Below are 24568 nucleotides of genomic sequence, written 5' to 3'. Positions count from 1 at the left end.
AGGCGCCGGTGACCGGATGTGGACACTGAACGTCCCCTTCTCCCCTGGATGATGCGCACGTCACCCTATTCGTTCACCCGACAGGAAGTGGAACGCGCGCGCTATTGTCGGCTGATCCGCCGCGCCGGGGGGTGCGGCCGCTGGGGGGAACCGATGACGGAGCACGACATGACCGACCCTGTGCCGTCCGGGCACAGGCCGTACCGGGTGGGCTACGCGCCCGGCGCCTACGACCTGTTCCACATAGGCCACCTCAACATCCTCCGCCACGCCCGCAGTCGGTGCGACTACCTGGTGGCCGGCGTGGTCTCGGACGAGATGGCCGAACTGGCCAAGGGGCGCCGCCCGATGATCCCGCTCGTCGAACGGCTGGAGATCGTCCGCAGCGTCAAGTACGTCGACGCCGCCTTCGTGGAGACCGTCCCGGACAAGGTGGAGACCTGGAAGCAGGTCCGCTTCGACGTCATCTTCAAGGGCGACGACTGGCGCGGCACCCCCAAGGGGGACCGGCTGGAACGGGACTTCGCCGCCCACGGGGTCGACGTCGTCTACTTCCCGTACACCGTCCACACCTCCAGCACCCAGCTGCGCCGCGCCCTGGACGCCCTGGCCGAGCCGTCCCTCCCGCCGCTGCCGGAGCAGTTCACCGCCGAACGGCGCTGAGCTCGCGGAACCACTTCGCCAGGAACGCCAGCAGGAACAGGGCGGCGACCGCGCCCAGCCCCGCGTACGCCCAGCGGAACAGCGCCCCGCCGCCCAGCAGCAGGAACACCAGGCAGAACACCCCGTAGTCCACGGGGAGCAGGGCCACCGCGCGCAGGGTCGAGGGGGCGGCGGCCGGACTGCCCGGGGCGGGCTTCGGCTTGAGCTTCTCGGTCAGCAGGCCCCCGAAGAAGGTGACGACGGCGGCGAACTGGAAGCCCAGCGGCACCAGCAGCCAGCCGTCGGAGGCGGTTCCGTACGCCTCGGGGAAGCGGTGGAAGGCGATGAGCACGCAGGCGTGCAGCGCGGTCAGCTTGGCGGCGTCCACCACGTGGTCGAGCCACTCGCCCGCCGCGCTCCCGCCGCCGCGGAGCCGGGCCAGCTGTCCGTCGGCCGAGTCGAAGGCGAAGCCGACCGCGAGCGCCGCCCAGACGGCGATCCCGAGCCCCCACGAGGGCGCGGCCAGCGCCACCGCCGCGACGGCGGCGAAGCTGAACGCGGCGCTGACCAGGGTGACCTGGTTGGGCGTCAGGCCCAGCGCGTAGGACCCGGCGGCCAGGTACCGGCCGGCGGGCCGGTTGACGAACCGGGAGTAGAGCGACACCCCCTTGGCCGACTTCTGGGCCCCCCGCAGTTCCCGGAGCGCGCTCCCGAATCTCCCCATGCCTGCCCCTGCCCTGTCCATCGCCCTGTCCATGTGGTCATGTGATCGTGTGTTCACAGGAAGGGCACATCATTGCAGGGGGAACGAAAGACTCCGCTCCGGATCGGTCCCGGATCGGTCAACTCCCGCAAGAAGCCGCGCAGCCCGCCGCCTCAGCCCACCACCCGCAGCAGCAGCACCGACCGGGCCGGGACCGTCAGCGGCTCCCCGCCCCGGTGCCGCGTCCCCGGCGGAGCCTCCTGGGACTCCCGCGCGGTGTCCAGCACCAGCTCGTACGCCGCCGCCCACGGCGCGCCCGGCAGCACCCACTCCACCGGCCGGTCCCCGGCGTGCAGCAGCGCGAGGAAACTGTCGTCCGTCACCTGGCGGCCCCGCTCGTCCCGGCCCGGGATGTCCCGCCCCGACAGGTACAGGCCCACCGCCGCGGCCGGCGCGTACCAGTCCCGCTCCGTCATCTCCGCGCCCGCCGGGGTGAACCAGGCCAGGTCCCGCAGCCCGTCCGCGCCCTGCGCCCGGCCCGAGAAGAACGCCCGCCGGCGCAGCACCGGATGCGCCCGGCGCAGCGAGAGCAGCCGCCGGGTCAGCGCGAACAGGCCGCTCCACTCCGGGTCGGACAGCAGCGACCAGTCCACCCACCCCGTCTCGTTGTCCTGGCAGTACGCGTTGTTGTTGCCGCCCTGCGTGCGCCCGAACTCGTCGCCCGCCACCAGCATCGGCACCCCCGTCGACAGCAGCAGCGTCGTCAGCAGGTTGCGCAGCTGCCGCCGCCGCAGCGCCCCGATCCGCGGGTCCCCGCTCTCGCCCTCGGCCCCGCAGTTCCAAGACCGGTTGTCGTTGGTGCCGTCCCGGTTGGCCTCCCCGTTCGCCTCGTTGTGCTTGCGCTCGTACGACACCAGGTCGCGCAGGGTGAACCCGTCGTGCGCGGTCACGAAGTTCACCGAGGCGTACGGCCGCCGCCCGCCCCACGCGTACAGGTCGCTGGAGCCCGACAGCCGGTACCCCAGGTCCCGTACGTCGGGCAGCGCGCCCCGCCAGAAGTCCCGCACGGCGTCCCGGTAGCGGTCGTTCCACTCCGTCCACAGCGGGGGGAACGCCCCCACCTGGTAGCCGCCCGAGCCCACGTCCCACGGCTCCGCGATCAGCTTGACCCGCCGCAGCACCGGGTCCTGGGAGATCACCGCGAGGAACGGCGACAGCATGTCCACGTCGTGCATCGAGCGGGCCAGCGCCGCCGCCAGGTCGAAGCGGAAGCCGTCCACCCCCATCTCGGTCACCCAGTACCGCAGCGAGTCCGTGATCAGCCGCAGCACGTGCGGGCGCCCGGCGTGCAGGGTGTTCCCGCAGCCCGTGTAGTCGGCGTAGCGGCGCTGGTCGGACTGGAGCCGGTAGTAGCCCCGGTTGTCGATCCCGCGCAGCGACAGGGTCGGCCCCAGCTCCCCGGCCTCCGCCGTGTGGTTGTAGACCACGTCGAGGATGACCTCGATGCCCGCCGCGTGCAGGGCCTTCACCATCCGCTTGAACTCGCCGACCTGCTGCCCCGCCGTCCCGCTGGCGGAGTACCCGGCGTGCGGGGCGAAGTACCCCACCGAGTTGTACCCCCAGTAGTTGCGCAGGCCCCGCCGCAGCAGGTGGTCCTCGTGCGCGAACTGGTGCACCGGCAGCAGCTCCACCGCCGTCACGCCCAGCGCCTTCAGGTGCTCCACCGCCGCCGGATGGGCCAGCCCCGCGTACGTGCCGCGCAGCTCCTCGGGAACACCCGGATGGCGCATCGTGAACCCGCGCACGTGCAGCTCGTAGATCACCGTGTCGGCCCAGGGGGTCTTCGGCCGGACGTCGTCCGACCAGTCGTCGTCATCGTGGACGACCACCCCCTTCGGGACGTACGGGGCCGAGTCCCGGTCGTCGCGCACGGTGTCCGCGATGTACTGCTGCGGCCAGTCCCGGACGTGCCCGTACACCTCCGGCGGCAGCGAGAAGTCACCGTCGACCGCACGCGCGTACGGGTCCAGCAGCAGCTTCGCCGGGTTGTACCGGGCACCCGTCCAGGGGTCCCAGCGCCCGTGCACCCGGAAGCCGTACCGCTGCCCGGGCCGCACGCCCGGTACGAACCCGTGCCAGATCTCGTGCGTCAGCTCGGTCAGGGTGCAGCGCGTCTCCGCCCCGAGGGCGTCGAACAGGCACAGCTCCACCGCCTCCGCGCCCTGCGCCCAGACCGCGAAGTTGGTGCCCTCCACCCCGGCCGGCCCCGCGTGGTACCGGGCCCCCAGCGGGTGCGAGGAGCCCGGCCACACCGGTGGCGGCGGGTGCGCGGCGGCCCGTAACACCTTCGCCTGGACCCGTTCCCGTACGGCGTCCATCCCCTCGACGGCCCTGCCGGCATCACTGCCGGCGGTATCCACCGCCTCTTGCTCGGCTGCGCTCGACACTGACCGCCTCCACGGCTCCTCGGTACCGGCGGGGTGAGTGCGGCCCGGCGTCCCGGCCAGGGCCCGCCCCGTCTGGTCCTTCCCACTGTTCTGCCCGGACTGTTCTGCCCGGAACGTGCCCGGCCCTCACGTTTCCCCCGGAGGGCCCCGGTCGTTGGACGGAACGTGACTCTTCTGACGAGGCGGGCAGGGGCGGGGTTGGCCGCAGTGGCGGCGTGGGCGGGCCTGCTGGGCGGTCTGACCGGCTGCACCGAGGACGGCGGATCCCCCGTCGAGATCCAGCTGCCCGGAAAACCCCGCTCCCCGGACGAGGCCATCCGGATCACCCCCGACGACAACGCCAAGGGCGTACCGGCCGAGGGCCCGCTGCGGGTGAACGTCCCCGAGGGCCGCCTCGAACGGGTCCGGGTCACCAAGGTCGAGGACGCCCAGGAGGAGGAGGTCCCGGGCGAGATCGCCGCCGACGGCCTCAGCTGGAGCCCCGACCCCGACGCCGGACGGCTCGCGCTCGCCGCCAAGTACACCGTCGACGCGGTCGCCCTCGACGGGCACAACCGCCGCCAGGCCCGGCACACCACCTTCACCACCTACGTCCCCGAGGAACGGTTCATCGGCTACTTCAAGCCCGAGAACCGCTCCACCGTCGGCACCGGCATGATCGTCTCCTTCAGCTTCAACCGGTCGATCAAGCAGCGCGCCGACGTGGAGCGGGCCATCACCATCACCTCCGACCCGGCCGTGGAGGTCGTCGGCCACTGGTTCGGCTCCGAGCGCCTCGACTTCCGGCCCAAGACCTACTGGAAGGCCGGCACCGAGGTCACCGTGAAGATGAAGCTGCGCGACATCGAGGGCGCGCCCGGCTCGTACGGCATCCAGGACAAGACCATCCGCTTCACCGTCGGCCGCTCCCAGGTCTCCACCGTCGACGCGGAGGCGCACACCATGGAGGTCCGCCGGGACGGGCAGCTGCTGTCCACCATCCCCATCAGCGCCGGGGCGCCCAAGAACACCACCTACAACGGCAAGATGGTGGTGATGGAGATGTTCGACGTGACCCGGATGAACGGTGCCACCGTCGGCTTCACCAGCGAGGACGGCAAGGGCGAGTACGACATCCCGGACGTCCCGCACGCCATGCGGCTCACCGCCTCCGGCACCTTCCTGCACGGCAACTACTGGGCCAGCCCGGACACCTTCGGCTCCACCAACACCAGCCACGGCTGCGTGGGCCTGCGCGACGACAAGGGCGGCGGCTCGGACACCCCGGCGGGCTGGTTCTTCGACCGGACGCTGGTCGGGGACGTGGTGGAGGTCGTGAACTCGCAGGACAAGACCGTCGCCCCCAACAACGGACTGGGCGGCTGGAACATGTCCTGGGCCGACTGGGTGGCGGGCTCCGCCATCGGCTGACACACCCCGGACCTCCCCGCACCCCGGGGGAGCGGTGCAATCGAGTGATTGTCAGACCGGAATGCGGTACTCGCCGAGTGTCTTCCGTCCGCCGCGCCGAAGCCCGCCCGCAGCCTGTCAGGGCCATCGGCGCGGGCAGGTGGCCGAGACAGCGGACGGAGTGTCATGTCAGCAAGGAAATGGACCCTCGGGCTGGCCGTGGGCGTCGTAATCGCCACCGGGTCCCCCACGGCCCTCGCGGCGGGCCCCGGCACCGAGCCGCCGGCCACGGCGCGCACTCTGAGGGCTCCGCTGCCGGGCGGCCTCGGGCCCTGCATCCCGGGGAGGAATTCGGGGGAGGCCTGCCCGCCCTTCTGGAAGGACCCCAACAGCGAGGGCTTCACCGGCCGGGACCGGAACATCAACGTCTTCGTCGGCGGGAACATGCTGGTGCGGCGGGGCGCCGCAGAGGCAGAGGGCAAGGTCGTCGTCCTGGGCGACTTCGACATGAACAAGACGGCCGGCGTCTACAACGTGGGCATCGCCGGAGTCGGCTCCCGCGTCCCCCCGCCCGACAACACGGACTTCCTGGTCACCGGAGGCGACGTCACCGTGGCCACGGGGCAGCGGCTCCTCGCCGACGGCGGCCGCGTCCACTACGCGGGCACCCTCAGCGGCACCGTGACCGGCACCCTCGTCCCCGACCCCAACGCAGCCGACGACTACACCCGCCTGCGCGGCGCCCTCACCGCGGCCAGCACCTGCTACGCCGACCAGGTCGCGACGGGCACGGTCGCCGTGACCCGCCAGGAGGCCGTCCTCACCGGTGACGGCAGGTCCCCGCTCCAGGTCTTCAACGTCTCCCAGAACCTCTCCGGCCCCGACACCGCGCAGCTGACGATCCGCTTCGCGGACATCCCGGAGAACGCCACCGTCCTGGTCAACATGCTCGGCGAGTCCCCCCAGATCCGTGTCAACAACGCCCTGCTGCCGACCGGGCTGCGCGAGCGGCTGCTGTGGAACTTCCCGGGCGCCGAGTCTGCCACCATCGCCGGCTCGGCCCAGCTCGGCGGCAGCGTCCTGATCGGTCCGCAGGAATCGATCACCGACGTCTCCGTGATCGGTATGAACGGCCGCTTCTTCACCGCGGGCGACGTCACCCACACCAGTCCGACGGAGACCACCGGCCTGGGCGCGGAGTTCCACGCCTACCCCTTCAACGGCGACCTGCCCGACTGCGCGCCCGTCCCGCCGGCCCGGGGCTCGGTGTCGGTCCTCAAGAACGACGAGAACGGCCGGGCCCTGCCCGGGGCGAAGTTCGAGCTGTGGAAGGAGACCAACGGCCGGGACGGACTCCAGTACGAGGGCACCGGCGAGCTCGACACCAAGGTCGCCGACTGCACCACGGGCGCGGACGGCATCTGCGCGCGGGAGCAGGAGCTCGGCACCTACTACTGGCGCGAGACCGCCCCGCCCGCCGGCTACGACCTCCCCGCGCAGCCCGTCCACACCCTGGTCCTGACGGCCGAGAACGCCACCCGGGGCGTGCGGTGGACGGCCGTGAACACCAAGACCCCCGTGCCGCCGGACGAGAGCGCCCGGGTCGTGCTGCGCAAGATCGACAAGGACACCGGCGCCCCGCTGCCCGGCGCCCGCTTCGAGCTGTGGCGCGAGAGCAACGACACCGCCGGCCTCCAGACCGGGACGAACCCCGACACGCTGCTGGGGGACGGTGCCTGCGTCACCGACGAGCGGGGCTCCTGCACGGTCGAGCTGCCGGTGGGCCAGCGCTACTACTGGCGGGAGGTGGGCCTCCCAGCGGGCTACGAGCGCCCCGGCGACCCGGTGACCGCCTTCGAGCTGGAACCCGGTGAGACCGAGGAATACCTCATCGTCACCGTCCCGAACACGAAGAAGGACGAGGACCCGAGCGGCACTATCAAGGTGCTGAAGAAGGACGCCAAGACGAAGCGGCCGCTGCGCGGCGCGGAGTTCGAGCTGTGGCGGGAGACCGGAGAGGAGACGGGCCTCCAGCGGAGCGGCGACAACGCCGACGAGCGGGTCGGGGACGAGTGCACCACCGGCCGGGACGGGGTCTGCGCCTTCGACCGGCTCCCGGACGGTTCGTACTACGTGGTCGAGGTGGACGTCCCGGACGGCTACGTGCTGCCGCGCGACCCGGTGACCGGCCCGCTGACGCTGAACGACCGCACCCCGGGCCACCGGATCGCCGTCACCCTCCTCAACAAGCGCGCGCACGACGGCCAGACCTGCCACTGCAAGGACAAGCCGGACCACGGGAAGCCGGACCACGGCAAGCCGGACCACGGACGTCCCGAGCACGGCCGCCCCGAACACGACGGTCCCGGCCACGACGGCCCCGGCTGGAACCCCGGCGAGTGGCCCCTGGGCGGTGACCGCAAGGCCTGACAGGCCGTCCGCCCCGGCACTTGGGACGGAACGGTGACACGACTGTGCCTATTCGTAATCTCCCCATGTGATTTCCTGTCGACAAGCGCGCGACTGTCCGTGCGCGGGGGACATGGGGAGAACACGAGTGAACCTGCAGCCGATACGCGGCCGCGTCCGCACCGGCCTGCCGGCCGTTCTGCTGGGGGCGGCCCTGCTGCTGACCAGCGCCTGCAGCGGCGGCGGCAACGGCGGGGGCAGCGGCGGGGACAACGGCAAGGCCGGCGGCGGTACGGCGAAGACCGGCACCGAGGCGTCCAAGGCCGTGGTCAACGTCAAGCCGGACGACGGGTCGAAGGAAGTCGCCACCAGCGGCGTCCTGAAGATCACCAGCAGCGGGGGCAAGCTGACCACCGTGACGGTGGCCGACACCAAGGGCAACGCGGTCGAGGGCAAGCTGGCCGCCGACGGCGCGACCTGGGAGCCCGCCCGCAACCTGGCCGCCGCCACCGAGTACAAGGTGCACGCGGTGGCCAAGGACGAGGCCGGCCGCGAGTCCGCCAAGGACACCACCTTCACCACCCTGACCCCGCAGAACACCTTCGTGGGCCACTACACGCCGGAGGAAGGCTCCACCGTCGGCGTGGGCATGCCCGTCTCCATCAACTTCACCCGCGGCATCACCAACACCGAGGCCGTCGAGAAGGCCATCACCGTCACGGCCGAGCCGTCCGTGCCGATCGAGGGCCACTGGTTCGGCAACGACCGCCTCGACTTCCGCCCCGAGAAGTACTGGGCGGCGGGCACCAAGGTCACCGTGAAGCTCGCGCTCGACGGCGTCGAGGGCCGCCCGGGCGTCTACGGCAAGCAGACCCGCACGGTCACCTTCACCGTCGGCCGCTCCCAGGTCACCACCGTCGACGCCACCTCCAAGAAGATGGAGGTCGTCCGCGACGGCCAGGTCCTCAAGACCATCCCGATCACCGCGGGCGCCCCGGCGACGACCACCTACAACGGTCAGATGGTCATCAGCGAGAAGTACAAGGTGACCCGGATGAACGGCGCCACCGTCGGCTTCGGCGGCGAGTACGACATCTCGGACGTCCCGCACGCGATGCGCCTGTCGACCTCCGGCACCTTCGTCCACGGCAACTACTGGGCCCCCTCCAGCACGTTCGGCTCGGAGAACGTCAGCCACGGCTGCGTCGGCCTGGAGGACGAGCGCGGCGCCGGCGACCCCAACACCCCCGCGGCCTGGTTCTTCAACGAGTCGCTGATCGGCGACGTGGTCGTCGTGAAGAACTCCAAGGACAAGCAGATCGCCCCGGACAACGGCCTCAACGGCTGGAACATGGACTGGGCGGAGTGGATCAAGTAGCCGATCCGCGCAGGTGAGCGAGTGGCCCGGTGCTGTGACCCACAGCACCGGGCCACTCCCCGTTAACCGCGGCTAACCTTCCCCGTATGACCATCTCTCTCGAAGTCTCCGAAGGCGTCGGCACCATCCTGCTGGACCGCCCGCCCATGAACGCCCTGGACATCGCCACCCAGGACCGGCTGCGCGAGCTCGCCGTGGAGGCCACCGACCGCGCCGACGTGCGCACGGTCGTCCTCTACGGCGGGGAGAAGGTGTTCGCGGCCGGCGCGGACATCAAGGAGATGCAGAACATGGACCACGCGGCCATGGTCGCCCGGTCCCGCGCGCTCCAGGACGCCTTCACCGCCGTGGCCCGGATCCCCAAGCCCGTCGTCGCCGCGATCACCGGCTACGCCCTCGGCGGCGGCTGTGAACTCGCCCTGTGCGCCGACTACCGGATCGCCGCCGACAACGCGAAGCTGGGCCAGCCCGAGATCCTGCTCGGCCTGATCCCGGGCGCGGGCGGCACCCAGCGGCTCTCCCGGCTGATCGGCCCGTCCAAGGCCAAGGACCTGATCTTCACCGGCCGCATGGTCAAGGCCGAAGAGGCCCTCACCCTCGGCCTGGTGGACCGCGTCGTGCCCGCCGCCGAGGTGTACGAGCAGGCGCACGCCTGGGCCGCCAAGCTGGCCCAGGGCCCGGCGATCGCGCTGCGCGCCGCGAAGGAGTGCGTGGACGCCGGTCTGGAGGCGGACATCGACACCGGCCTGACCATCGAACGCAACTGGTTCGCGGGCCTGTTCGCCACCGAGGACCGCGAGCGCGGGATGCGCAGCTTCGTCGAAGAGGGCCCGGGCAAGGCCAAGTTCGTCTGAGGAACGCTCGAACCCCGCTGCGCGGAACCCCTGCGGGTGGATTAGCCCAGCCTTAAGGCAACCTTAAGGGGACCTGATGATCCACTGACGGTGATCGCCGCGCAGCGGAACGTCACCCCAGGTCAGGGTGGTTCATGCAGCCCTCGATTGCCTTTCGCATATGCCGGGACACCCCCTCGGAATCCATGGTTCCGGGGGGTGTATTCCTGCGGAACGGCCCGGACGGGCGCGCGGGCCGTCCATGATGGGTGCATGGCGGGCCTGGAGGGTGTGGATCAGCCGCGGCAGCGCAGCAGCGCTTCGGCCGTACGGCTCACGGCGGCGGTCGAGGACGAACAGGGTCTCAGGGCCCTGGAGTTGTACGGCAACCCGGCCGAGGCGGAAGTGACGCTGCCGTCCATGCCGGAGTCCGCGAGCACGGCCCGCCGGCTCACCCAGAGCGTGGTCATCCGCTTCTGGGGGCTGTCGCCGCAGATCGCCGAGCACGCCGTCCTGCTGGTCTCGGAGCTCGTCGGCAACGCCGTGCGCCACACCGGCGCCCGCTCCTTCGGCTTACGGATGCTGCGGCGGCGCGGCTGGATCCGGGTGGAGGTGCGCGACCCCTCGCGGGGGCTGCCCTGCCTGATGCCGGTCCACGAGCTGGACACCACCGGGCGGGGGCTGTTCCTCGTCGACAAGCTCTCCGACCGCTGGGGCGCGGACCTGCTGCCGCGCGGCAAGATCACCTGGTTCGAGATGCGGGTCGCCGACCGCTGACCGGCCCCGGAACGCCAGAAACCCCCTGTCGCCGAGGTGGGGCGCTGCGGGGGTTTCATGGGTGCGCCGAGGATCGGTGGGGTGTGTGATCCTCGGCGAGGTGACTTCGCTCGGGTCAAAGGGAAGTCGTGGTTCCGACTATGGCAGACGAGGGCTCAAACGCCAAAAGTCCCGACTCGGACATAAGTGTGCATATCCCAAGAGTTTCCACCTAAATCCTAGGTGAGGTGGGCCACTCGCCTCGCAATCAACGAATAAATATCGACCGCTCTGCGTAAATCGTTGATCACATACCGGACACCGGGCTCGGGACCCCCGTCCGACGAAAGTCCCAAATTGGGTCAATCATTACCTTGAGGGTGATCCGGCTCTTAAATGGGCGGGTGCTCTGTTATCCAGACCGCCGTACCGCCCTGCGCGCCACGGCGGCGGCCGCCGCCGGCGCCCTCACCGCGGCCTGCGGCACGGGCGGCGGCCGGGCAGCGCCGGGACCCGTCCGGGCCACCCCCGCCCCGCCCGCCCGGCCGGCCGGGCAGGCGCCCGCGGCCCCGGCCCCCCGCCGCATCCCGGGACAGCCCGTGGAGATCGCGCACGGCCCCCGCGACCGGCCCCGGGTCGCCCTCACCTTCCACGGCAACGGGGACCCCGCCATCGCCCGCGCCGTACTCGCCGCGGCGGAGAAGGCCCGCGCGCGGGTCACCGTACTGGCCATCGGCAGTTGGCTCGACGAACACCCCGGCATGGCCCGGCGGATCCTGGACGGCGGCCACGAACTCGGCAACCACACCCAGCGCCACCTCGCCATCAACGGCATGTCCGAGGCCGAGGCCTACGCCGAGATCACCGGCTGCGCCCAGCGCCTCAAGCGGCTCACCGGCTCCATCGGCACCTGGTTCCGCCCCTCGCAGACCCAGTACGCCACCCCCCTCGTCCGGACCCTCGCCCAGCGGGCGGGCTACCCGCACGTCCTCTCGTACGACGTGGACTCCCTCGACTTCACCTCGCCCGGCGCGGCGGCCGTCATCCGCAACGTCACCGGGACGATCCGGCCCGGATCGGTGGTGAGCCTGCACTTCGGCTACGCGGACACGGTCGACGCGATGCCGCCCCTCCTCGAAGAACTCGCGCGCCGCGAACTGCGCGCGGTGACCACCACGGAGCTGCTGACCTCATGAAGACCACCCGCCTTCCCCGGAAGGCCACCGTGCTGCTGGCCGGTCTGGTCCTCGCCGCCCTGGCCGGCTGCGGATCGGCAGACAAGGCCCCCGCCGAGGCGCTCGGCACCAAGGGGCCCGCCAGGCAGCCCGTCAAGGCCGTCCCGGCCGTGCCGCCGGGCCTGGCCGGGATGCCCCCGCTGCTCGACCCCCACGACGTGTACGCCGCCGACCGGCCGAACAAGCTCTCCCCGGTGGTCAAGGACTTCCCGTCCCGGGTCTACGTGCCGAACACCAACTCCAACACGGTGTCCGTCATCGACCCGGCCACGTACAAGGTCATCGACACCATCCCCGTCGGCGTCCAGCCGCAGCACGTCGTGCCCTCCTGGGACATGAAGACCCTCTGGGTCAACAACAACCGCGGCCACACGCTCACCCCGATCAACCCGGCCACCGGCGAGGCCGGCAAGCCCGTCGAGGTGCACGACCCGTACAACCTGTACTTCACGCCCAACGGCAAGTACGCCGTCGTGATGGCCTCCATGGACCGCGAGCTGGTCTTCCGCGACCCGCACACCATGGACCGGGTGAAGACCGTCCCCGTCACCTGCTTCGGCGTCAACCACGCCGACTTCTCGGCGGACGGCCGCTACTTCATCGTCAGCTGCGAGTTCTCCGGCGAACTGCTCAAGGTCGACACCGAGAAGATGGAGGTGATCGGCCAGCAGAAGCTGCCCTTCGAGGGCGCCATGCCGCAGGACGTCAAGATCTCCCCCGACGGGAAGACCTTCTACGTCGCGGACATGATGGCGCACGGCATGTGGGTGCTCAGCGGGGACAAGTTCGACGTCCCCAAGCTGCTGCCCACCGGCAAGGGCTGCCACGGCCTGTACGTCAGCCGCGACTCCAGGGAGATGTACGTCTCCAACCGCGGCGAGGGCAGCATCTCGGTCTTCGACTTCAAGGAGAACCGCCTCACCAAGAAGTGGCAGCTGCCCGACGGCGGCAGCCCCGACATGGGCGGGGTCTCGGCCGACGGCCAGGTGCTGTGGCTCTCCGGCCGCTACAACTCCGAGGTCTACGCGATCGACACCGTCACCGGCAAGCAGCTGGCCCGGATCCCCGTCGGCGGCGGCCCCCACGGCCTCGCCGTGTACCCGCAGCCCGGCCGCTACTCCCTCGGCCACACCGGCATCTTCCGGTAGCGGACACGACGGTGCCCCGGGAGCTCGCACAGCACCCGGGACACCGTGTCCGTGAGGCCGCTACCAGGCGACCGGCAGCCGCTCGGGCAGCCGCTTGATGAAGCCCGTGCGCCACACCAGGTTCTCCGCCGGCACCGCCAGGCGCAGCCCCGGCAGCCGCTCGACCAGCACCCCCAGCGCGATCTCGGCATGCGCCCGGGCCAGCGCCGAGGCCGGACAGAAGTGCCGGCCGGCACCGAAGGCCAGGTGGGCGCCCGCGCCCTCCCGCTCCAGGTCCAGCTCCTCGGGACGCTCGAAGGCCGCCGGGTCGAAGTTGGCCCCCTCCAGCAGGACGAGCACCAGCTCGCCCTCCTTCACGAGCACGTCCCCGACCCGGACGTCCGCCAGCGCGATCCGCGGCAGGCCGTCCCCGACGGACAGGTTCCACCGCAGCAGCTCCTCGACGGCCCCGGCCGTGCGCTCCGGATGCGCGCGCAGGTAGCCGGCCAGCTCGGGCCGCTGGAGCAGCGCGAGGACCGCGAGGACCAGGAAGGCGGAGGTGGAGACCGCCCCCGCGCCGAAGAGGGAGACGGCGACGGTCGCGAACATCTCGTCCGTCAGGTGCGCCGACTCCGGGTCGGCCTCCCGCAGGCCGGCGAAGGTGCCGAGGAGCCCCGTACGCTCCTCGGCGGGCAGCGCCAGCTGCTCCCGGAACCGGCCGGCGAAGTAGCCGACGTCCTTGTACCAGTTGAGGGCCGAGTCGGCGAACGGCTCGCGAGCGGTCATGAACGCGACGTCCAGCCCGGACATCAGCCGGCGCCAGTCCTCGAACGGCACCCCCAGCACCTCGCAGTGCAGGGCCGCCGAGAAGGGATCGGCGAAGCCGGCCCGGAGATCGGCCGGGCCCCCTTCGGCGACCACCGCGTCCAGCAGCTCCCCGGCCTTGGCGCGCAGCGCCTCCCGCAGGCCGGGCCGGCGCGGGCTGAGCGCCTTCATCACGGCGTTGCGCAGCCCCGCGCTGTTGATGCTGCCCATGTTGTCGACGACCTCCGGCGGGATCGTCAGCGCGTACTGGCGGGGCACCCCGGCGCGCGCGGTGTCCTTGAGGCTGAAGCGTTCGTCCTCCAGCACCTGCCGGGCCAGCGCGTGGCTGCTCACCAGCCAGGCCGGGTCCCCGGTCAGGGTGCGGACCCGGGCGACGGGCGCCTTCTCGCGCAGCCACGAGCACTCCTGCGGTACGACGTCACCGCGCCGCGAGAGCGGGAAGTCGAGGAGGGGCTGCTCCTGGGCCCCGCCGTCCTCAAGCTGCTCGACGCTCATCGGCGGTCCCTTCGGTGGCGGCTGCTGCGGTGGTGGCGCCGTCCGGGGCGCCGGCCCCGGGGCGTACGACGGCGTACGCCTGGTTGCGGGTCGCGCGCAGGCCCCCGCCCCGGGCGAAGAGGACGTCGGTCATCGGCATCCTGACGTGGTAGGCCGCCACGGAGGACGGCACGTCGAGAATGCTGGGGGTGTCGATGAAGAAGGGCAGCTCGGCCGCCAGGTAGTCGAAACACACCCGCAACTGGGAATCCGTCATGGATTCACCCTCGGGCAACTTCGACCCGACGAAATGCAGCGCCATTTCCTCGCAGCCCTTGCGGAATGCGCCATCGGTCTCCAGGAAATGCAGTACGCGCCGGTGCAGCAGTTGGTAGACGGGGTTGGCCTGGAACTCCGAAAGCGCTCTCACCCGTATCTCGGCGTGCTCGTGGCCCGAATCCTCGACGCCTTTGATGATCCTCCGCCGGACCGCCTTGATCTCCTTCGAGGCGCGTCTGCTCGCATGCTCCGGGGTGTAGCCGAAGGCGGCGAACATCCGGTCCACGTGGAGGTCCGCGTAGACGAAGTCGACCTGCGCGAACCGGCTCACGGCCCACCGGGCGAGACTGGACACGCGCTCGGCGCTGAAGTAGCTGTTGCCGGGGCTCACGCCTATGAGCACATGGTCGCCGTCTTCCCAGATGTGGCGGCAGGTACGGGTGAAGGGCAGAACTTCGAATGATGCGTCAGCTGTGATCGTCACCTGTGATCGCCCTTGTTGCCGCATGTCCCTGGGAGCCCTGCGCTCCTGGTGTGGCGGCAATGCCGGTACGTTATGCCGTGATCCCGGAGCGTGACAAGTGGTAAGCGGATTTGTTGGGTGGAATTATCGATTCCGCCTATCCGCCGAGCCGTTCCGGCGGCTTACGCGCGGGTAATTGAATATCTTTCTGCCGCCCGAACGGGACCCGCGGGAGCCCCCGGCGCCCCGGGCCGCTACCCTGAGCCGGTCAACAAGCACCGAGAAGGGGTGGACCCAGTGGCTGACATCGAGAGCGCACGGGCGACGTTCGACAAGTTCGACGTGAACGGTGACGGCTTCGTCACGGCCGACGAGTACAGCGCGGCCATGAAGGCGATGGGTGACCACTACGTCACCGCCGCGGTCGCGGACTCCGTGATCGCCGCCAAGGACAGCGACGGCGACAAGCTGATGAGCTTCGACGAGTTCTGGGCCTCCCTGAACAAGTAAGCGCGGCGCGTCCGCCTCCGCCCCGCCCGCCGGGGCGGGGGCGCGTCAGGCCCCGCCCTCCGGCGCATCCGCTCCGGACATGGCCTCCACCTCGGACAGGGCCTCCTCCAGCCAGCTCAGCCAGAAACCCTCCAGGGCGATGCCCCCGCGCAGCACGAGCCGGCGCAGCCGGTCGGCGTCCGCGTCCCGCCCCGCCGGGAAGTCCTTCGCCTCGATGGCCTCGTACGTGGCCAACTGCGCCCGGTGCAGGTCCAGATGGCGCCGCAGCTCCGGGCCCAGCCCCTGCGGCCCGACCACCGCCGCCGCGCGGATCCGCAGCAGCAGCGCGTCCCGCACCGGCTTCGGATCCTGGCTCTCGTCCACCCACCGCGCCAGCTCCGCGCGGCCGTCGGGCAGGACCTCGTACTCCTTCTTCTGCCCGCGCACGGGCACCTCGCTGGGCAGCGCCCGGATCAGCCCCGCCTCCTCCAGCCGCCCCAGCTCCCGGTAGATCTGCTGGTGCGTCGAGGACCAGAAGTAGCCGATCGACTTGTCGAACCGCCGCGTCAGCTCCAGCCCCGACGAGGGCTTCTCCATCAGCGCGGTGAGAATGGCGTGCGGCAGCGACATGCGGCCATCCTAGGTGTGGGCAATCGTCCCGCAGGGCGGGACGGGTGGGCACACCGGACACCCCGCCCCGCAGGGCCACCCCGCTTCACGGTCCGCCCCTGCGGGGCTCCGGCTCAGCCCAGCGCCGCGAGCTCCTCCGGCGTCCGCGGCCCCGGCACCCCGTCCGTCAGCACCCCCCGCGCCCGCAGGAACGCGGCGACCACCGGCGCCCAGGCCGACCGCAGCCCCGCCGACGCGAGCAGCTCCGGGTCCGAGAGCAGCTCGGCGGCCGGCCCCGTCCGGATCCCCGAAGGGGTCAGCACGGCCGCGTCGTCCGCCCACCGCACCGCGAGGTCCACGTCGTGGGTGGCCATGACCACCGTGGTGCCGGCCGCCCGCAGCCCCGCGAGGACGTCCAGGAGGCGTTCCTGCCCGTCCGGGTCGAGCCCGGCCGTGGGCTCGTCCAGGATCAGCACCCGCGGGGCCATCGCCACCGCGCCCGCGATCGCCGCGCGCTTGCGCTGCCCGTACGACAGCAGGTGCGTCGGGCGGTCCCGCAGCGCGGTGATGTCCAGCGCGGCGAGCGCGGCGTCCACCCGCTCGCGGACCTCCGCCGCCGGCAGCCCCAGGTTCATCGGGCCGAAGGACACGTCCTGCTCGACGGAGGCCGCGAAGAGCTGGTCGTCCGGGTCCTGCACCACCAGCTGCACCGAGGTGCGCAGCCGGACCAGGCCCTTGCGGTCGTAGGCCACCTCGTCCCCGCCGAGCCGCAGCGTCCCCGAGCCGGGCCGCAGGCCCCCGCTCAGCAGCCGCATCAGCGTGGTCTTGCCGCTGCCGTTGCGGCCGAGCAGCACCAGCGCGCGGCCCTCGGCGATGCCGAAGTCCACCCCGGACAGCACGGCCGGGCCGTCCTCGTACGCGTACCCCGCGCCGACCAGCTCCACCAACGGGGTCACAACCACAGCTCCTTCAGTACGAGGGTCCCCGCGACCAGGGCGGTCAGCAGGGCGGCGGACCCCGTCAGGAACCGCCAGGACAGCGCCGCGTCGGGTACCAGCACCCGCAGCGCACCGTCGTAACCGCGCCCCGCCAGCCCCTCCTGGAGCCGGGCCGCGCGGTCGAAGGCCCGGACGAACGAGGTCGCCGCGAGCCCGGCCAGCGAACGCCACACCGCCGCCCGGCCCGCCTGCCCCAGCCGGGCCGCCTGGGCGCGCCGGACCTGGGCCATCGAGTCCAGCAGCAGGAAGCCGATCCGGTACATCACCAGGGCCACGTCCACCACCGGCGCCGGCACCCCGGCCCGCACCAGCCGCGGCAGCACGTCCGAGACCGGCGTCGTGAAGGCGAACAGCAGCACCCCGAGCGAGGCCGCCGAGGTGCGCAGCAGCAGCTCCGCCGCGTGCCGGGGCCCGTCCGGGGCCGGGGCGAGGAACCCGTCCGGGCCGCCCACCGACACCAGCAGCGGCAGCGCACCGGTCACGCAGAAGCCCAGCGGGACCCGGAAGGCCCGCCACAGCTGCCGCCCGGCCACGCCGGCCGGCCCGAGCAGCACGGCCAGGGTCGCGGCGGCCACCAGCGGCCCGCCCGGCCAGGGCGGCAGGCACACCGCGGTGACGGTGAGCCCGAGCCCGAGGAGGGCCTTCTCCAGGGGGTGGCGGCCCCGCCAGCGGCTGGAGTGCGCCGCCACGTCGATCGGCAGCACCGCCTACGACTCCCGGGCCGGGCGGTCCGGCCCGGCCTCGGCGGCCGCGGCCTGGGCGAGGGCCTGCGCCGCGCCCTGGCGGCGGCCCTTGCGGATGCCGAAGTAGTAGGCGAGCACGCCCGCCCCGAGCGCCGCCTGGAGGGCGAACAGCGCCGACTCGACCTCGCCCGAGGGGGGCTCGTACAGCGGGGCGAACCAGGGCTCGTAGTCCGGCTTCAGTTCGGTGATGGCCGCCTCGGCCTGCGCGTCGGCGCCGGCGAACGGCTCCTCCTTGCCGTCGCCGAGCCCCAGCGCGAGCGGGATCACGGCCAGCGCCGCCACCAGGAGCAGCAGCAGGGTGTTGATCTTCGCGTTCCGGCTCATCAGAGGGCCGCCTCCTGCTTCGCCTGAGTGCCGCCGGTCAGCTTCGCGACGCCGAGCCGGACCAGGTCCGACTTGCTGGACTGCATCAGCAGCCGCATCACGAGCACCGTCAGCAGCCCCTCGCTGATCGCGAGCGGGATCTGGGTCAGGGCGAAGATGCCCGCGAACTTCTCCAGGGAGCCGAGGAAGCCGCTCGCCGGGTCGGGGAAGGCCAGCGCCAGCTGGACGGAGGTGACGCAGTAGGTGACCAGGTCGGCGAAGAACGCGCCGAAGAACACGGTCACCATCAGCGGCGCGCCGGACTTCCGCAGCACCCGGTAGACCCCGTAGCCGGCCCAGGGCCCGGCGATGGCCATCGAGAAGACGTTGGCGCCCAGCGTGGTGAGCCCGCCGTGGGCCAGCAGCAGCGCCTGGAAGAGGAGGGTGATCGTGCCGAGCACCGCCATGATCGGGGGCCGGAAGAGGATGGCCCCGAGCCCCGTCCCCGTCGGGTGCGAACAACTGCCCGTCACAGAAGGGATCTTCAGGGCGGACAGGACGAACGTGAACGCACCGGACGCCCCGAGCAGCAGCGTGCTCTCCGGGTTCGCCTTCACCTCGCGGGTGAGCGCGCGGACCCCGTGGACGACGAAGGGGGCGGACGCGGCGCCCCAGGCGGCCGCGTGCAAAGGGGGCAGGAACCCCTCGGCTATATGCATGGGTTGGGAGACCTCTCCAGCACCTCGTGGATGGACGACGCGCCCCGGCCGGTCTCCTGGCTCACGGGTGCTGATGCCCTGGCTCCGCCTTCCCGGGACCGTGCGGTCTCCCGCGCGGGCCCAGTGGCTTCCCGCGGTGGGGGCACCTCCCGGACGGAGTCTGGGGGAGAGAGTGGAGCCGGACTTCCCGATCACAGTGGCGAGGGCCGCACCGGTCTTGCACCGGTTTCCCGAACACCAAGGCCAGACGACCCTAGTCGCCCGCACGGACCGTCACAACCCGGACCGATCCGGCCACCCGGCCACCCGGCCGCGGGCACCCGTACGGGCCAGGCCCGCTGGCCGGGCCGCCGGGCGCGCGGCACGGTGGAGGGCATGGCCGCCGACGACAGCCCCCGCTACGAGGACCTCTCCGCCGTCTACGTCAACTGCACCCTCAAACGCTCTCCCGAGACCAGCAACACCGAGGGCCTGATCGCGCGGAGCCGGGCCGTCATGGAAGCGGCCGGCGCCCGCACCTCGCTGATCCGCGCCGTCGACCACGACATCGCCACCGGCGTCTGGCCGGACATGACCGACCACGGCTGGGAGAGCGACCAGTGGCCGGTCCTGTACAGCCAGATCATGGACGCCGACATCCTGGTGCTGTGCGGCCCGATCTGGCTCGGGGACAACAGCTCCGTCATGAAGCAGGTCATCGAGCGGCTCTACGCCTGCTCCTCCCTGCTGAACGAGCAGGGGCAGTACGCCTACTACGGGCGCGTCGGCGGAGCGCTGATCACGGGGAACGAGGACGGCGTCAAGCACTGCGCCATGAACATCCTCTACAGCCTCCAGCACCTCGGCTACGCCATTCCGCCCCAGGCCGACGCGGGCTGGATCGGCGAGGCCGGCCCCGGCCCCTCCTACCTGGACCCGGGCTCGGGCGGTCCGGAGAACGACTTCACCAACCGGAACACCACGTTCATGTCGTGGAACCTGATGCACCTGGCGGCGCTCCTCAAGCGGGCCGGCGGCATGCCGGCCCACGGCAACCAGCGTTCCCTGTGGGACGCCGGCTGCCGTTTCGACTTCCCCAACCCCGAACACCGCTAGCCGGGCGGCTCCGGGGCCGTCCGCGGGTCAGCAGGTGTTGGGGTGCGGGAAGTCCAGCACGAGCCGCTCGGGCGAGTGCAGGACGGAGGTCTTCCAGGTCGGGGCGGTGTCGAAGGCGGCGCCGAAGGTCACGTACCCCTCGTAGTCGCCGGTCATGGCCATGCCCTTGAGCTTGCTGAGGTAGATCTTCTGGAGCCTGGGCCCCTGGTAGACGTTCTCCCCGGCGTCATTGTGCCCGGCGGCCGGGTGCAGGCGGATCTCCAGGAAGTACTTCCCGGCCAGCGGGACGGGCTGTCCCGACCCGTCGTAGACGAGCTCGGACACGGGAGTGACGGTGACCGGGGGCACGTAGCCCTGGAGGTCGATGACGAGCCGGTCGTACGTGCAGTGCCCGCCCCAGCGGGCATTGACGACGAGCGGCGTCTGGGTGCGGGTGGTCGTGGTGGCGGCGGAGGCCGGCGACGTGGAGAGCGCGAGCCCGGCGGTGAGCAGGGCACCCGTGGCGATGGCCACGATCCGGCGGCGGTGCGGGTGACTCATGGTGTCTCCCCGGTTCCGTGAGACGGGGACTTGCCTGTCATCTCATAAGACAGCGCCGGGCCGCCACCGGTTCCACGGGGCGTGCGCCCGCCGCGTCAGAAGGTCAGCAGCGCGCTCAGCTCGGCATCCAGGTCGTAGTGGCGCTGTTCCTGCCCGCGCGGCACCAGCTCCGTCATCCGCCGGCACAGCTCGCGCACGTCCTTGGCGCGGGCGGAGACCACGCAGCTCTGCTCGCCGTTGCTGAAGCCGAGCAGGACGCGCGGCTCCGTGCCGCTCCAGCGCGGCCAGACCTGTATGTCGCCCTCGCCGGTGGCGCTGTTCTGCCCGTCGAGCAGCAGCTCCCGCGAGAACACCCAGCGGGCGAGGTGCGCCCCGGCGCCCCGGAAGTCCACGGCCACCTCGTACGGGCGGTCCGTGCGGTAGACGAACCGGCCGGTCAGGGGCACGGACAGGGGGGCGGCTTCCAGCCGCAGCGGCAGGAGTCTGTGTTCGGTGATGGTGGCCATCGGCGGCTGCCTCTCGTCGCGCGTGGGTGCTTCCCGCGCCCCTCCCGGCACGCTATCCCCGGCTCGGGTGGGCGGCGCGGGGCCGAAGGTCCCGAGCCACCGGGCCGCAGGGCCTCTTTTCGGCCACAGGGTGCACCGCGGGTCACGTGCCAGGGGCATGCGAAGGGCCCGCCCTCCGGGGGGAGGGCGGGCCCGGTGGCACGCTGCGGCAGGGCCGCGCGGCCGGCCGCTACGGGACCGGGTTGTAGATCAGCGAGTCGTGGTTGTTGGACTGGCCGATCGCGGTGAAGCCGGAGCCGTTGGCCTGGGCGCCGTTGTTCTGGTTCGACGCCCCGAAGCCCGACGCGACCTGCTGCGCGGTGGAGGAGTTGCCGAGGTTGCTGCCGCCGACGCCGCTGCCGAGGATCCCGGCGAGGGCGGCGTTCGAGGCGGTGCCGGCGGCGCCGGCCCCGTTGTCCGCCTGGGCCGTGCCCGTGAAGAGGGCGGCGGCGAGGGGGAGCGATGCGAGCGCCGCCATCACGCGGATGCTGCGGATGCCTGCCATGGTGAAGCCTCCAGTACGCAAAACAGCAAGGGGGTAAGGCGGTTGGCCGACCGCCCGGGGGTGACGCGACGTCGCGTGACCAGATTGGCCTACGTGATCATCGAGAAACCAGCCCGGACCTGCTTCTTCCCTCGCAAGCGTGATCAACTCGGTTGAAACCCCAAACCGGAGATCATTTGCGTATTTCTCGGATCAGCACTCGATGACGTTGACCGCGAGGCCGCCGCGCGCCGTCTCCTTGTACTTGATCTTCATGTCGGCGCCGGTCTCCTTCATGGTCTTGATGACCTTGTCGAGGGAGACCTTGTGGCTGCCGTCCCCGCGCATCGCCATCTTCGCGGCGGTGACGGCCTTGACGGCCGCCATGCCGTTGCGCTCGATGCAGGGGATCTGCACGAGGCCGCCCACCGGGTCGCAGGTCAGGCCCAGGTTGTGCTCCATGCCGATCTCGGCGGCGTTCTCCACCTGCTCGGGGGTGCCGCCCAGCACCTCGGCGAGGGCGCCGGCCGCCATCGAGCAGGCCGAGCCCACCTCGCCCTGGCAGCCGACCTCGGCGCCGGAGATCGACGCGTTCTCCTTGAAGAGCATGCCGATCGCGCCCGCGGCCAGCAGGAAGCGGACCACGCCGTCCTCGTCCGCGCCGGGCACGAAGTTCACGTAGTAGTGCAGGACGGCCGGCAGGACGCCCGCTGCGCCGTTCGTGGGGGCGGTGACGACACGGCCGCCCGCGGCGTTCTCCTCGTTGACGGCCATCGCGTAGATCGTCGTCCACTCGCTGCGGTGCATCATCGGGTCGCCCTCGGTGCGCAGCTGGCGCGCCGTGGACGCGGCGCGGCGCTTGACGCGCAGGCCGCCCGGGAGGATGCCCTCGCGGGACATGCCGCGCGAGACGCAGGACTGCATGACCCGCCAGATCTCCAGCAGGCCCTCGCGGATCTCCTCCTCGGTGCGCCAGGCCTTCTCGTTCTCCAGCATCAGGGAGGAGATCGACAGGCCGGTCTCGTTCGCCAGGCGCAGCATCTCGTCACCGGAGCGGAAGGGGTACTTCAGCACGGTGTCGTCGAGCTTGATCCGGTCCTCGCCGACCGCGTCCTCGTCCACGACGAAGCCGCCGCCCACCGAGTAGTACGTCTTCTCCAGCAGCGGCGCGCCGGAGGCGTCGTACGCGAAGAGGGTCATGCCGTTCGCGTGGTAGGGCAGCGAGCGGCGGCGGTGCAGGATCAGCTGGCTCGGCTCGTCGAAGTCGATCTCGTGGGCACCGCCTATTTCCGCACCCAGCAGCCGCAGCTTGCCGCTCTTGCGGATGCGCTCCACCTCGTCGTCGGCGGTCTCGACGTCCACGGTGCGGGGGGAGTGGCCCTCCAGGCCCAGCAGGACCGCCTTGGGCGTGCCGTGGCCGTGGCCGGTCGCGCCGAGGGAGCCGAAGAGCTCCGCCCGCACGGCGGCGGTCTGGGCGAGGACGCCGTCCTTCTTCAGCCGCGTCACGAACATGCGCGCCGCGCGCATCGGGCCGACCGTGTGGGAGGAGGACGGGCCGATGCCGATGGAGAAGAGGTCGAAGACGGAGATGGCCACTGGCGGACTCCCTTGTCTGCTCGTGGGGTGGAGAGGGGGCAGGGGTGTGATCAAAACGGGGGATGTGCGGATTTTGTCCGGCAGACGAGCGTAACGCGTGGAGATGAACGGTTCGCCTCCCGGACGGGGCCGTCAGGCGTGAGCCGGATCGCGTTCCGGTGCCGGATTCCGGTCATGAAAAGGGCCCGGCCTTGTGGAGAACAAGGCCGGGCCCCCGAAACCGTGCCTAGAGCGACGGGTACAGCGGGAACTTCGCGGCCAGGGCCGAGACGCGCGCCTTGAGGTCGGCGGCGTCGTAGCTCGGCTTCAGCGCCTGCGCGATGATCTCGGCGACCTCGGTGAAGGCCTCGGCGTCGAAACCGCGGGTCGCGAGGGCCGGCGTGCCGATCCGCAGACCCGAGGTGACCATCGGCGGCCGCGGGTCGTTCGGGATGGCGTTGCGGTTGACCGTGATGCCGACCTCGTGGAGGCGGTCCTCGGCCTGCTGGCCGTCCAGCTCCGAGTTGCGCAGGTCGACCAGGACCAGGTGCACGTCGGTGCCGCCGGTGAGGACGTCCACGCCCACGGCCTTGACGTCGTCCTGGACCAGGCGGGCGGCGAGGATCTTCGCGCCCTCCAGGGTCCGCTCCTGGCGCTCCTTGAACTCCGGCGAGGCCGCGACCTTGAAGGAGACGGCCTTGGCCGCGATCACGTGCTCCAGCGGACCGCCCTGCTGGCCCGGGAAGACCGCGGAGTTGATCTTCTTGGCCAGCTCCTGCGTCGACAGGATGACGCCGCCGCGCGGACCGCCGAGGGTCTTGTGCGTGGTGGTGGTGACCACGTGGGCGTGCGGCACCGGGTTCGGGTGCAGGCCCGCGGCGACCAGGCCCGCGAAGTGCGCCATGTCGACCATCAGGTACGCGCCGACCTCGTCCGCGATCCGGCGGAACGCGGCGAAGTCCAGCTGGCGCGGGTACGCGGACCAGCCGGCGACGATCAGCTGCGGCTTGGACTCCTTGGCGAGGCGCTCGACCTCGGCCATGTCGACCTGGCCGTCCTCGCCGACGTGGTACGGGACCACGTTGTAGAGCTTGCCGGAGAAGTTGATCTTCATGCCGTGGGTCAGGTGACCGCCGTGGGCCAGGTTCAGGCCCATGATCGTGTCGCCCGGCTTCAGCAGCGCGAACATCGCGGCGGCGTTGGCCTGCGCGCCCGAGTGCGGCTGGACGTTCGCGGCCTCGGCGCCGAAGAGCGCCTTGATGCGGTCGATCGCGATCTGCTCGACCACGTCGACGTGCTCGCAGCCGCCGTAGTAGCGGCGGCCCGGGTAGCCCTCGGCGTACTTGTTGGTCAGGACCGAGCCCTGGGCCTCCATGACGGCGACCGGAGCGAAGTTCTCCGACGCGATCATTTCCAGGGTCGACTGCTGGCGCACGAGCTCCGCGTCGACGGCGGCGGCGACGTCGGGGTCGAGCTCGTGGAGGGGGGTGTTCAGAACGGACATTCAG

At 71.5% G+C, this 24568-nt stretch carries 24 protein-coding genes and 1 riboswitch; of the genes, 10 read left to right on the top strand and 14 right to left on the bottom strand.

Annotation, left to right across the window (positions count from 1 at the left end):
• Nucleotides 1-168: 168 nt before the first annotated feature.
• Entirely contained in the window at nucleotides 169-663 is a 495-nt protein-coding gene (locus tag AC07A6_RS17305; protein ID WP_386274108.1) for an FAD synthase family protein, read from the top strand.
• Here the strand turns inward: AC07A6_RS17305 and AC07A6_RS17300 are convergent.
• Nucleotides 644-1366, bottom strand: coding sequence for a CDP-alcohol phosphatidyltransferase family protein (locus tag AC07A6_RS17300; protein ID WP_362459481.1), 723 nt, complete (start codon nucleotides 1364-1366; stop codon nucleotides 644-646). The two genes, AC07A6_RS17305 and AC07A6_RS17300, sit on opposite strands and share 20 nt — an antisense overlap.
• A 152-nt stretch (nucleotides 1367-1518) precedes the next feature.
• Entirely contained in the window at nucleotides 1519-3723 is a 2205-nt protein-coding gene (glgX, locus tag AC07A6_RS17295) for a glycogen debranching protein GlgX (RefSeq protein ID WP_478777656.1), read from the bottom strand.
• Between the two features lie 267 nt (nucleotides 3724-3990).
• On the opposite strand from glgX, the gene AC07A6_RS17290 reads away from it, so the two are divergent.
• The 7 genes from AC07A6_RS17290 (at nucleotide 3991) to AC07A6_RS17260 (ending at nucleotide 12940) form a co-directional block, all read left to right on the top strand.
• Nucleotides 3991-5202, top strand: coding sequence for a L,D-transpeptidase (locus AC07A6_RS17290; RefSeq protein ID WP_362459478.1), 1212 nt, complete (start codon nucleotides 3991-3993; stop codon nucleotides 5200-5202).
• A 165-nt stretch (nucleotides 5203-5367) separates the two neighbouring features.
• Nucleotides 5368-7611: a choice-of-anchor A family protein gene (locus AC07A6_RS17285; RefSeq protein WP_478777622.1), complete on the top strand. Its 2244-nt coding sequence runs from the start codon at nucleotides 5368-5370 to the stop codon at nucleotides 7609-7611.
• Between the two features lie 112 nt (nucleotides 7612-7723).
• Nucleotides 7724-8968 (top strand): L,D-transpeptidase, encoded by a 1245-nt coding sequence (locus AC07A6_RS17280; protein ID WP_478777621.1) that lies wholly within the window; start codon nucleotides 7724-7726, stop codon nucleotides 8966-8968.
• 86 nt (nucleotides 8969-9054) lie between these two features.
• Entirely contained in the window at nucleotides 9055-9822 is a 768-nt protein-coding gene (locus tag AC07A6_RS17275; RefSeq protein ID WP_478777620.1) for an enoyl-CoA hydratase/isomerase family protein, read from the top strand.
• A gap of 252 nt (nucleotides 9823-10074) precedes the next feature.
• Nucleotides 10075-10578, top strand: coding sequence for an ATP-binding protein (locus AC07A6_RS17270; protein WP_362459469.1), 504 nt, complete (start codon nucleotides 10075-10077; stop codon nucleotides 10576-10578).
• A gap of 383 nt (nucleotides 10579-10961) precedes the next feature.
• Nucleotides 10962-11753 (top strand): polysaccharide deacetylase family protein, encoded by a 792-nt coding sequence (locus AC07A6_RS17265; protein ID WP_362459466.1) that lies wholly within the window; start codon nucleotides 10962-10964, stop codon nucleotides 11751-11753.
• Nucleotides 11750-12940, top strand: a complete 1191-nt coding sequence (locus AC07A6_RS17260; RefSeq protein WP_478777619.1) for a YncE family protein — start codon at nucleotides 11750-11752, stop codon at nucleotides 12938-12940. Before AC07A6_RS17265 ends, AC07A6_RS17260 begins: the two co-directional genes overlap by 4 nt.
• Nucleotides 12941-13000: 60 nt before the next feature.
• Here AC07A6_RS17260 and AC07A6_RS17255 read toward each other — a convergent pair whose 3' ends face one another.
• Both AC07A6_RS17255 and AC07A6_RS17250 read right to left on the bottom strand, forming a co-directional pair.
• Complete coding sequence (locus tag AC07A6_RS17255) at nucleotides 13001-14239, bottom strand: cytochrome P450 (protein WP_478777618.1); 1239 nt, start codon at nucleotides 14237-14239, stop codon at nucleotides 13001-13003.
• The gene (locus tag AC07A6_RS17250; protein ID WP_362459457.1) at nucleotides 14220-14981 is read right to left on the bottom strand and encodes a tRNA-dependent cyclodipeptide synthase; all 762 of its coding nucleotides are present in this window, start codon (nucleotides 14979-14981) and stop codon (nucleotides 14220-14222) included. The genes AC07A6_RS17255 and AC07A6_RS17250 overlap by 20 nt, the downstream gene beginning before the upstream one ends.
• Before the next feature lie 276 nt (nucleotides 14982-15257).
• On the opposite strand from AC07A6_RS17250, the gene AC07A6_RS17245 reads away from it, so the two are divergent.
• Nucleotides 15258-15470 carry an EF-hand domain-containing protein gene (locus AC07A6_RS17245; RefSeq protein ID WP_007266682.1) on the top strand — a complete coding sequence of 71 codons (213 nt, stop codon included), beginning with the start codon at nucleotides 15258-15260 and terminating at the stop codon, nucleotides 15468-15470.
• Nucleotides 15471-15515: 45 nt separating this feature from the next.
• Here the strand turns inward: AC07A6_RS17245 and AC07A6_RS17240 are convergent, their stop codons facing one another.
• The 5 genes from AC07A6_RS17240 to AC07A6_RS17220 form a co-directional block, all read right to left on the bottom strand.
• On the bottom strand, nucleotides 15516-16079 hold the full coding sequence (locus AC07A6_RS17240) for a PadR family transcriptional regulator (protein ID WP_362459453.1): 564 nt from the start codon (nucleotides 16077-16079) through the stop codon (nucleotides 15516-15518).
• A gap of 113 nt (nucleotides 16080-16192) precedes the next feature.
• On the bottom strand, nucleotides 16193-17020 hold the full coding sequence (locus tag AC07A6_RS17235) for an energy-coupling factor ABC transporter ATP-binding protein (RefSeq protein WP_362459450.1): 828 nt from the start codon (nucleotides 17018-17020) through the stop codon (nucleotides 16193-16195).
• A complete protein-coding gene (gene cbiQ, locus AC07A6_RS17230; RefSeq protein ID WP_362459445.1) occupies nucleotides 17011-17760 on the bottom strand; it encodes a cobalt ECF transporter T component CbiQ in 750 nt (249 codons plus the stop codon). The genes AC07A6_RS17235 and cbiQ overlap by 10 nt, the downstream gene beginning before the upstream one ends.
• 3 nt (nucleotides 17761-17763) lie before the next feature.
• Nucleotides 17764-18123, bottom strand: coding sequence for an energy-coupling factor ABC transporter substrate-binding protein (locus AC07A6_RS17225; protein ID WP_362459442.1), 360 nt, complete (start codon nucleotides 18121-18123; stop codon nucleotides 17764-17766).
• The gene (locus AC07A6_RS17220; protein WP_478777617.1) at nucleotides 18123-18821 is read right to left on the bottom strand and encodes an energy-coupling factor ABC transporter permease; all 699 of its coding nucleotides are present in this window, start codon (nucleotides 18819-18821) and stop codon (nucleotides 18123-18125) included. The genes AC07A6_RS17225 and AC07A6_RS17220 overlap by 1 nt, the downstream gene beginning before the upstream one ends.
• 29 nt (nucleotides 18822-18850) lie before the next feature.
• Nucleotides 18851-19078: riboswitch (cobalamin riboswitch) on the bottom strand.
• Between the two features lie 118 nt (nucleotides 19079-19196).
• Here AC07A6_RS17220 and AC07A6_RS17215 point away from each other — a divergent pair.
• The gene (locus AC07A6_RS17215; protein WP_362459438.1) at nucleotides 19197-19916 is read left to right on the top strand and encodes a flavodoxin family protein; all 720 of its coding nucleotides are present in this window, start codon (nucleotides 19197-19199) and stop codon (nucleotides 19914-19916) included.
• 27 nt (nucleotides 19917-19943) lie between these two features.
• Here the strand turns inward: AC07A6_RS17215 and AC07A6_RS17210 are convergent, their stop codons facing one another.
• From AC07A6_RS17210 to glyA, 5 genes are all read right to left on the bottom strand, one after another.
• A complete protein-coding gene (locus AC07A6_RS17210) occupies nucleotides 19944-20456 on the bottom strand; it encodes an AMIN-like domain-containing (lipo)protein (RefSeq protein WP_386274563.1) in 513 nt (170 codons plus the stop codon).
• 95 nt (nucleotides 20457-20551) lie between these two features.
• Complete coding sequence (locus AC07A6_RS17205) at nucleotides 20552-20962, bottom strand: SsgA family sporulation/cell division regulator (protein ID WP_362459432.1); 411 nt, start codon at nucleotides 20960-20962, stop codon at nucleotides 20552-20554.
• 229 nt (nucleotides 20963-21191) lie between these two features.
• Complete coding sequence (locus AC07A6_RS17200) at nucleotides 21192-21506, bottom strand: hypothetical protein (RefSeq protein ID WP_362459429.1); 315 nt, start codon at nucleotides 21504-21506, stop codon at nucleotides 21192-21194.
• A gap of 192 nt (nucleotides 21507-21698) precedes the next feature.
• Nucleotides 21699-23081, bottom strand: a complete 1383-nt coding sequence (locus AC07A6_RS17195; protein ID WP_125816129.1) for an L-serine ammonia-lyase — start codon at nucleotides 23079-23081, stop codon at nucleotides 21699-21701.
• Nucleotides 23082-23307: 226 nt separating this feature from the next.
• On the bottom strand, nucleotides 23308-24564 hold the full coding sequence (glyA, locus tag AC07A6_RS17190; protein ID WP_007266694.1) for a serine hydroxymethyltransferase: 1257 nt from the start codon (nucleotides 24562-24564) through the stop codon (nucleotides 23308-23310).
• Nucleotides 24565-24568: the final 4 nt, after the last annotated feature.

Source organism: Streptomyces sp. NPDC044002, from assembly GCF_056434525.1.
The sequence above is the reverse complement of the archived record's forward strand: the minus strand, read 5'-3'. Positions and strand labels throughout refer to the sequence as shown.

Excerpts from the sequence above, each read along its gene's own strand:
- AC07A6_RS17305 (WP_386274108.1), top strand. The coding sequence starts at position 169 with ATGACCGACCCTGTGCCGTCCGGGCACAGGCCGTACCGGGTGGGCTAC.
- AC07A6_RS17300 (WP_362459481.1), bottom strand. The coding sequence starts at position 1,366 with ATGGGGAGATTCGGGAGCGCGCTCCGGGAACTGCGGGGGGCCCAGAAG.
- glgX (WP_478777656.1), bottom strand. The coding sequence starts at position 3,723 with ATGGACGCCGTACGGGAACGGGTCCAGGCGAAGGTGTTACGGGCCGCC.
- AC07A6_RS17285 (WP_478777622.1), top strand. The coding sequence starts at position 5,368 with ATGTCAGCAAGGAAATGGACCCTCGGGCTGGCCGTGGGCGTCGTAATC.
- AC07A6_RS17280 (WP_478777621.1), top strand. The coding sequence starts at position 7,724 with ATGGGGAGAACACGAGTGAACCTGCAGCCGATACGCGGCCGCGTCCGC.
- AC07A6_RS17275 (WP_478777620.1), top strand. The coding sequence starts at position 9,055 with ATGACCATCTCTCTCGAAGTCTCCGAAGGCGTCGGCACCATCCTGCTG.
- AC07A6_RS17270 (WP_362459469.1), top strand. The coding sequence starts at position 10,075 with ATGGCGGGCCTGGAGGGTGTGGATCAGCCGCGGCAGCGCAGCAGCGCT.
- AC07A6_RS17260 (WP_478777619.1), top strand. The coding sequence starts at position 11,750 with ATGAAGACCACCCGCCTTCCCCGGAAGGCCACCGTGCTGCTGGCCGGT.
- AC07A6_RS17255 (WP_478777618.1), bottom strand. The coding sequence starts at position 14,239 with ATGAGCGTCGAGCAGCTTGAGGACGGCGGGGCCCAGGAGCAGCCCCTC.
- AC07A6_RS17240 (WP_362459453.1), bottom strand. The coding sequence starts at position 16,079 with ATGTCGCTGCCGCACGCCATTCTCACCGCGCTGATGGAGAAGCCCTCG.
- AC07A6_RS17225 (WP_362459442.1), bottom strand. The coding sequence starts at position 18,123 with ATGAGCCGGAACGCGAAGATCAACACCCTGCTGCTGCTCCTGGTGGCG.
- AC07A6_RS17220 (WP_478777617.1), bottom strand. The coding sequence starts at position 18,821 with ATGCATATAGCCGAGGGGTTCCTGCCCCCTTTGCACGCGGCCGCCTGG.
- AC07A6_RS17215 (WP_362459438.1), top strand. The coding sequence starts at position 19,197 with ATGGCCGCCGACGACAGCCCCCGCTACGAGGACCTCTCCGCCGTCTAC.
- AC07A6_RS17210 (WP_386274563.1), bottom strand. The coding sequence starts at position 20,456 with ATGAGTCACCCGCACCGCCGCCGGATCGTGGCCATCGCCACGGGTGCC.
- AC07A6_RS17205 (WP_362459432.1), bottom strand. The coding sequence starts at position 20,962 with ATGGCCACCATCACCGAACACAGACTCCTGCCGCTGCGGCTGGAAGCC.
- AC07A6_RS17200 (WP_362459429.1), bottom strand. The coding sequence starts at position 21,506 with ATGGCAGGCATCCGCAGCATCCGCGTGATGGCGGCGCTCGCATCGCTC.
- glyA (WP_007266694.1), bottom strand. The coding sequence starts at position 24,564 with ATGTCCGTTCTGAACACCCCCCTCCACGAGCTCGACCCCGACGTCGCC.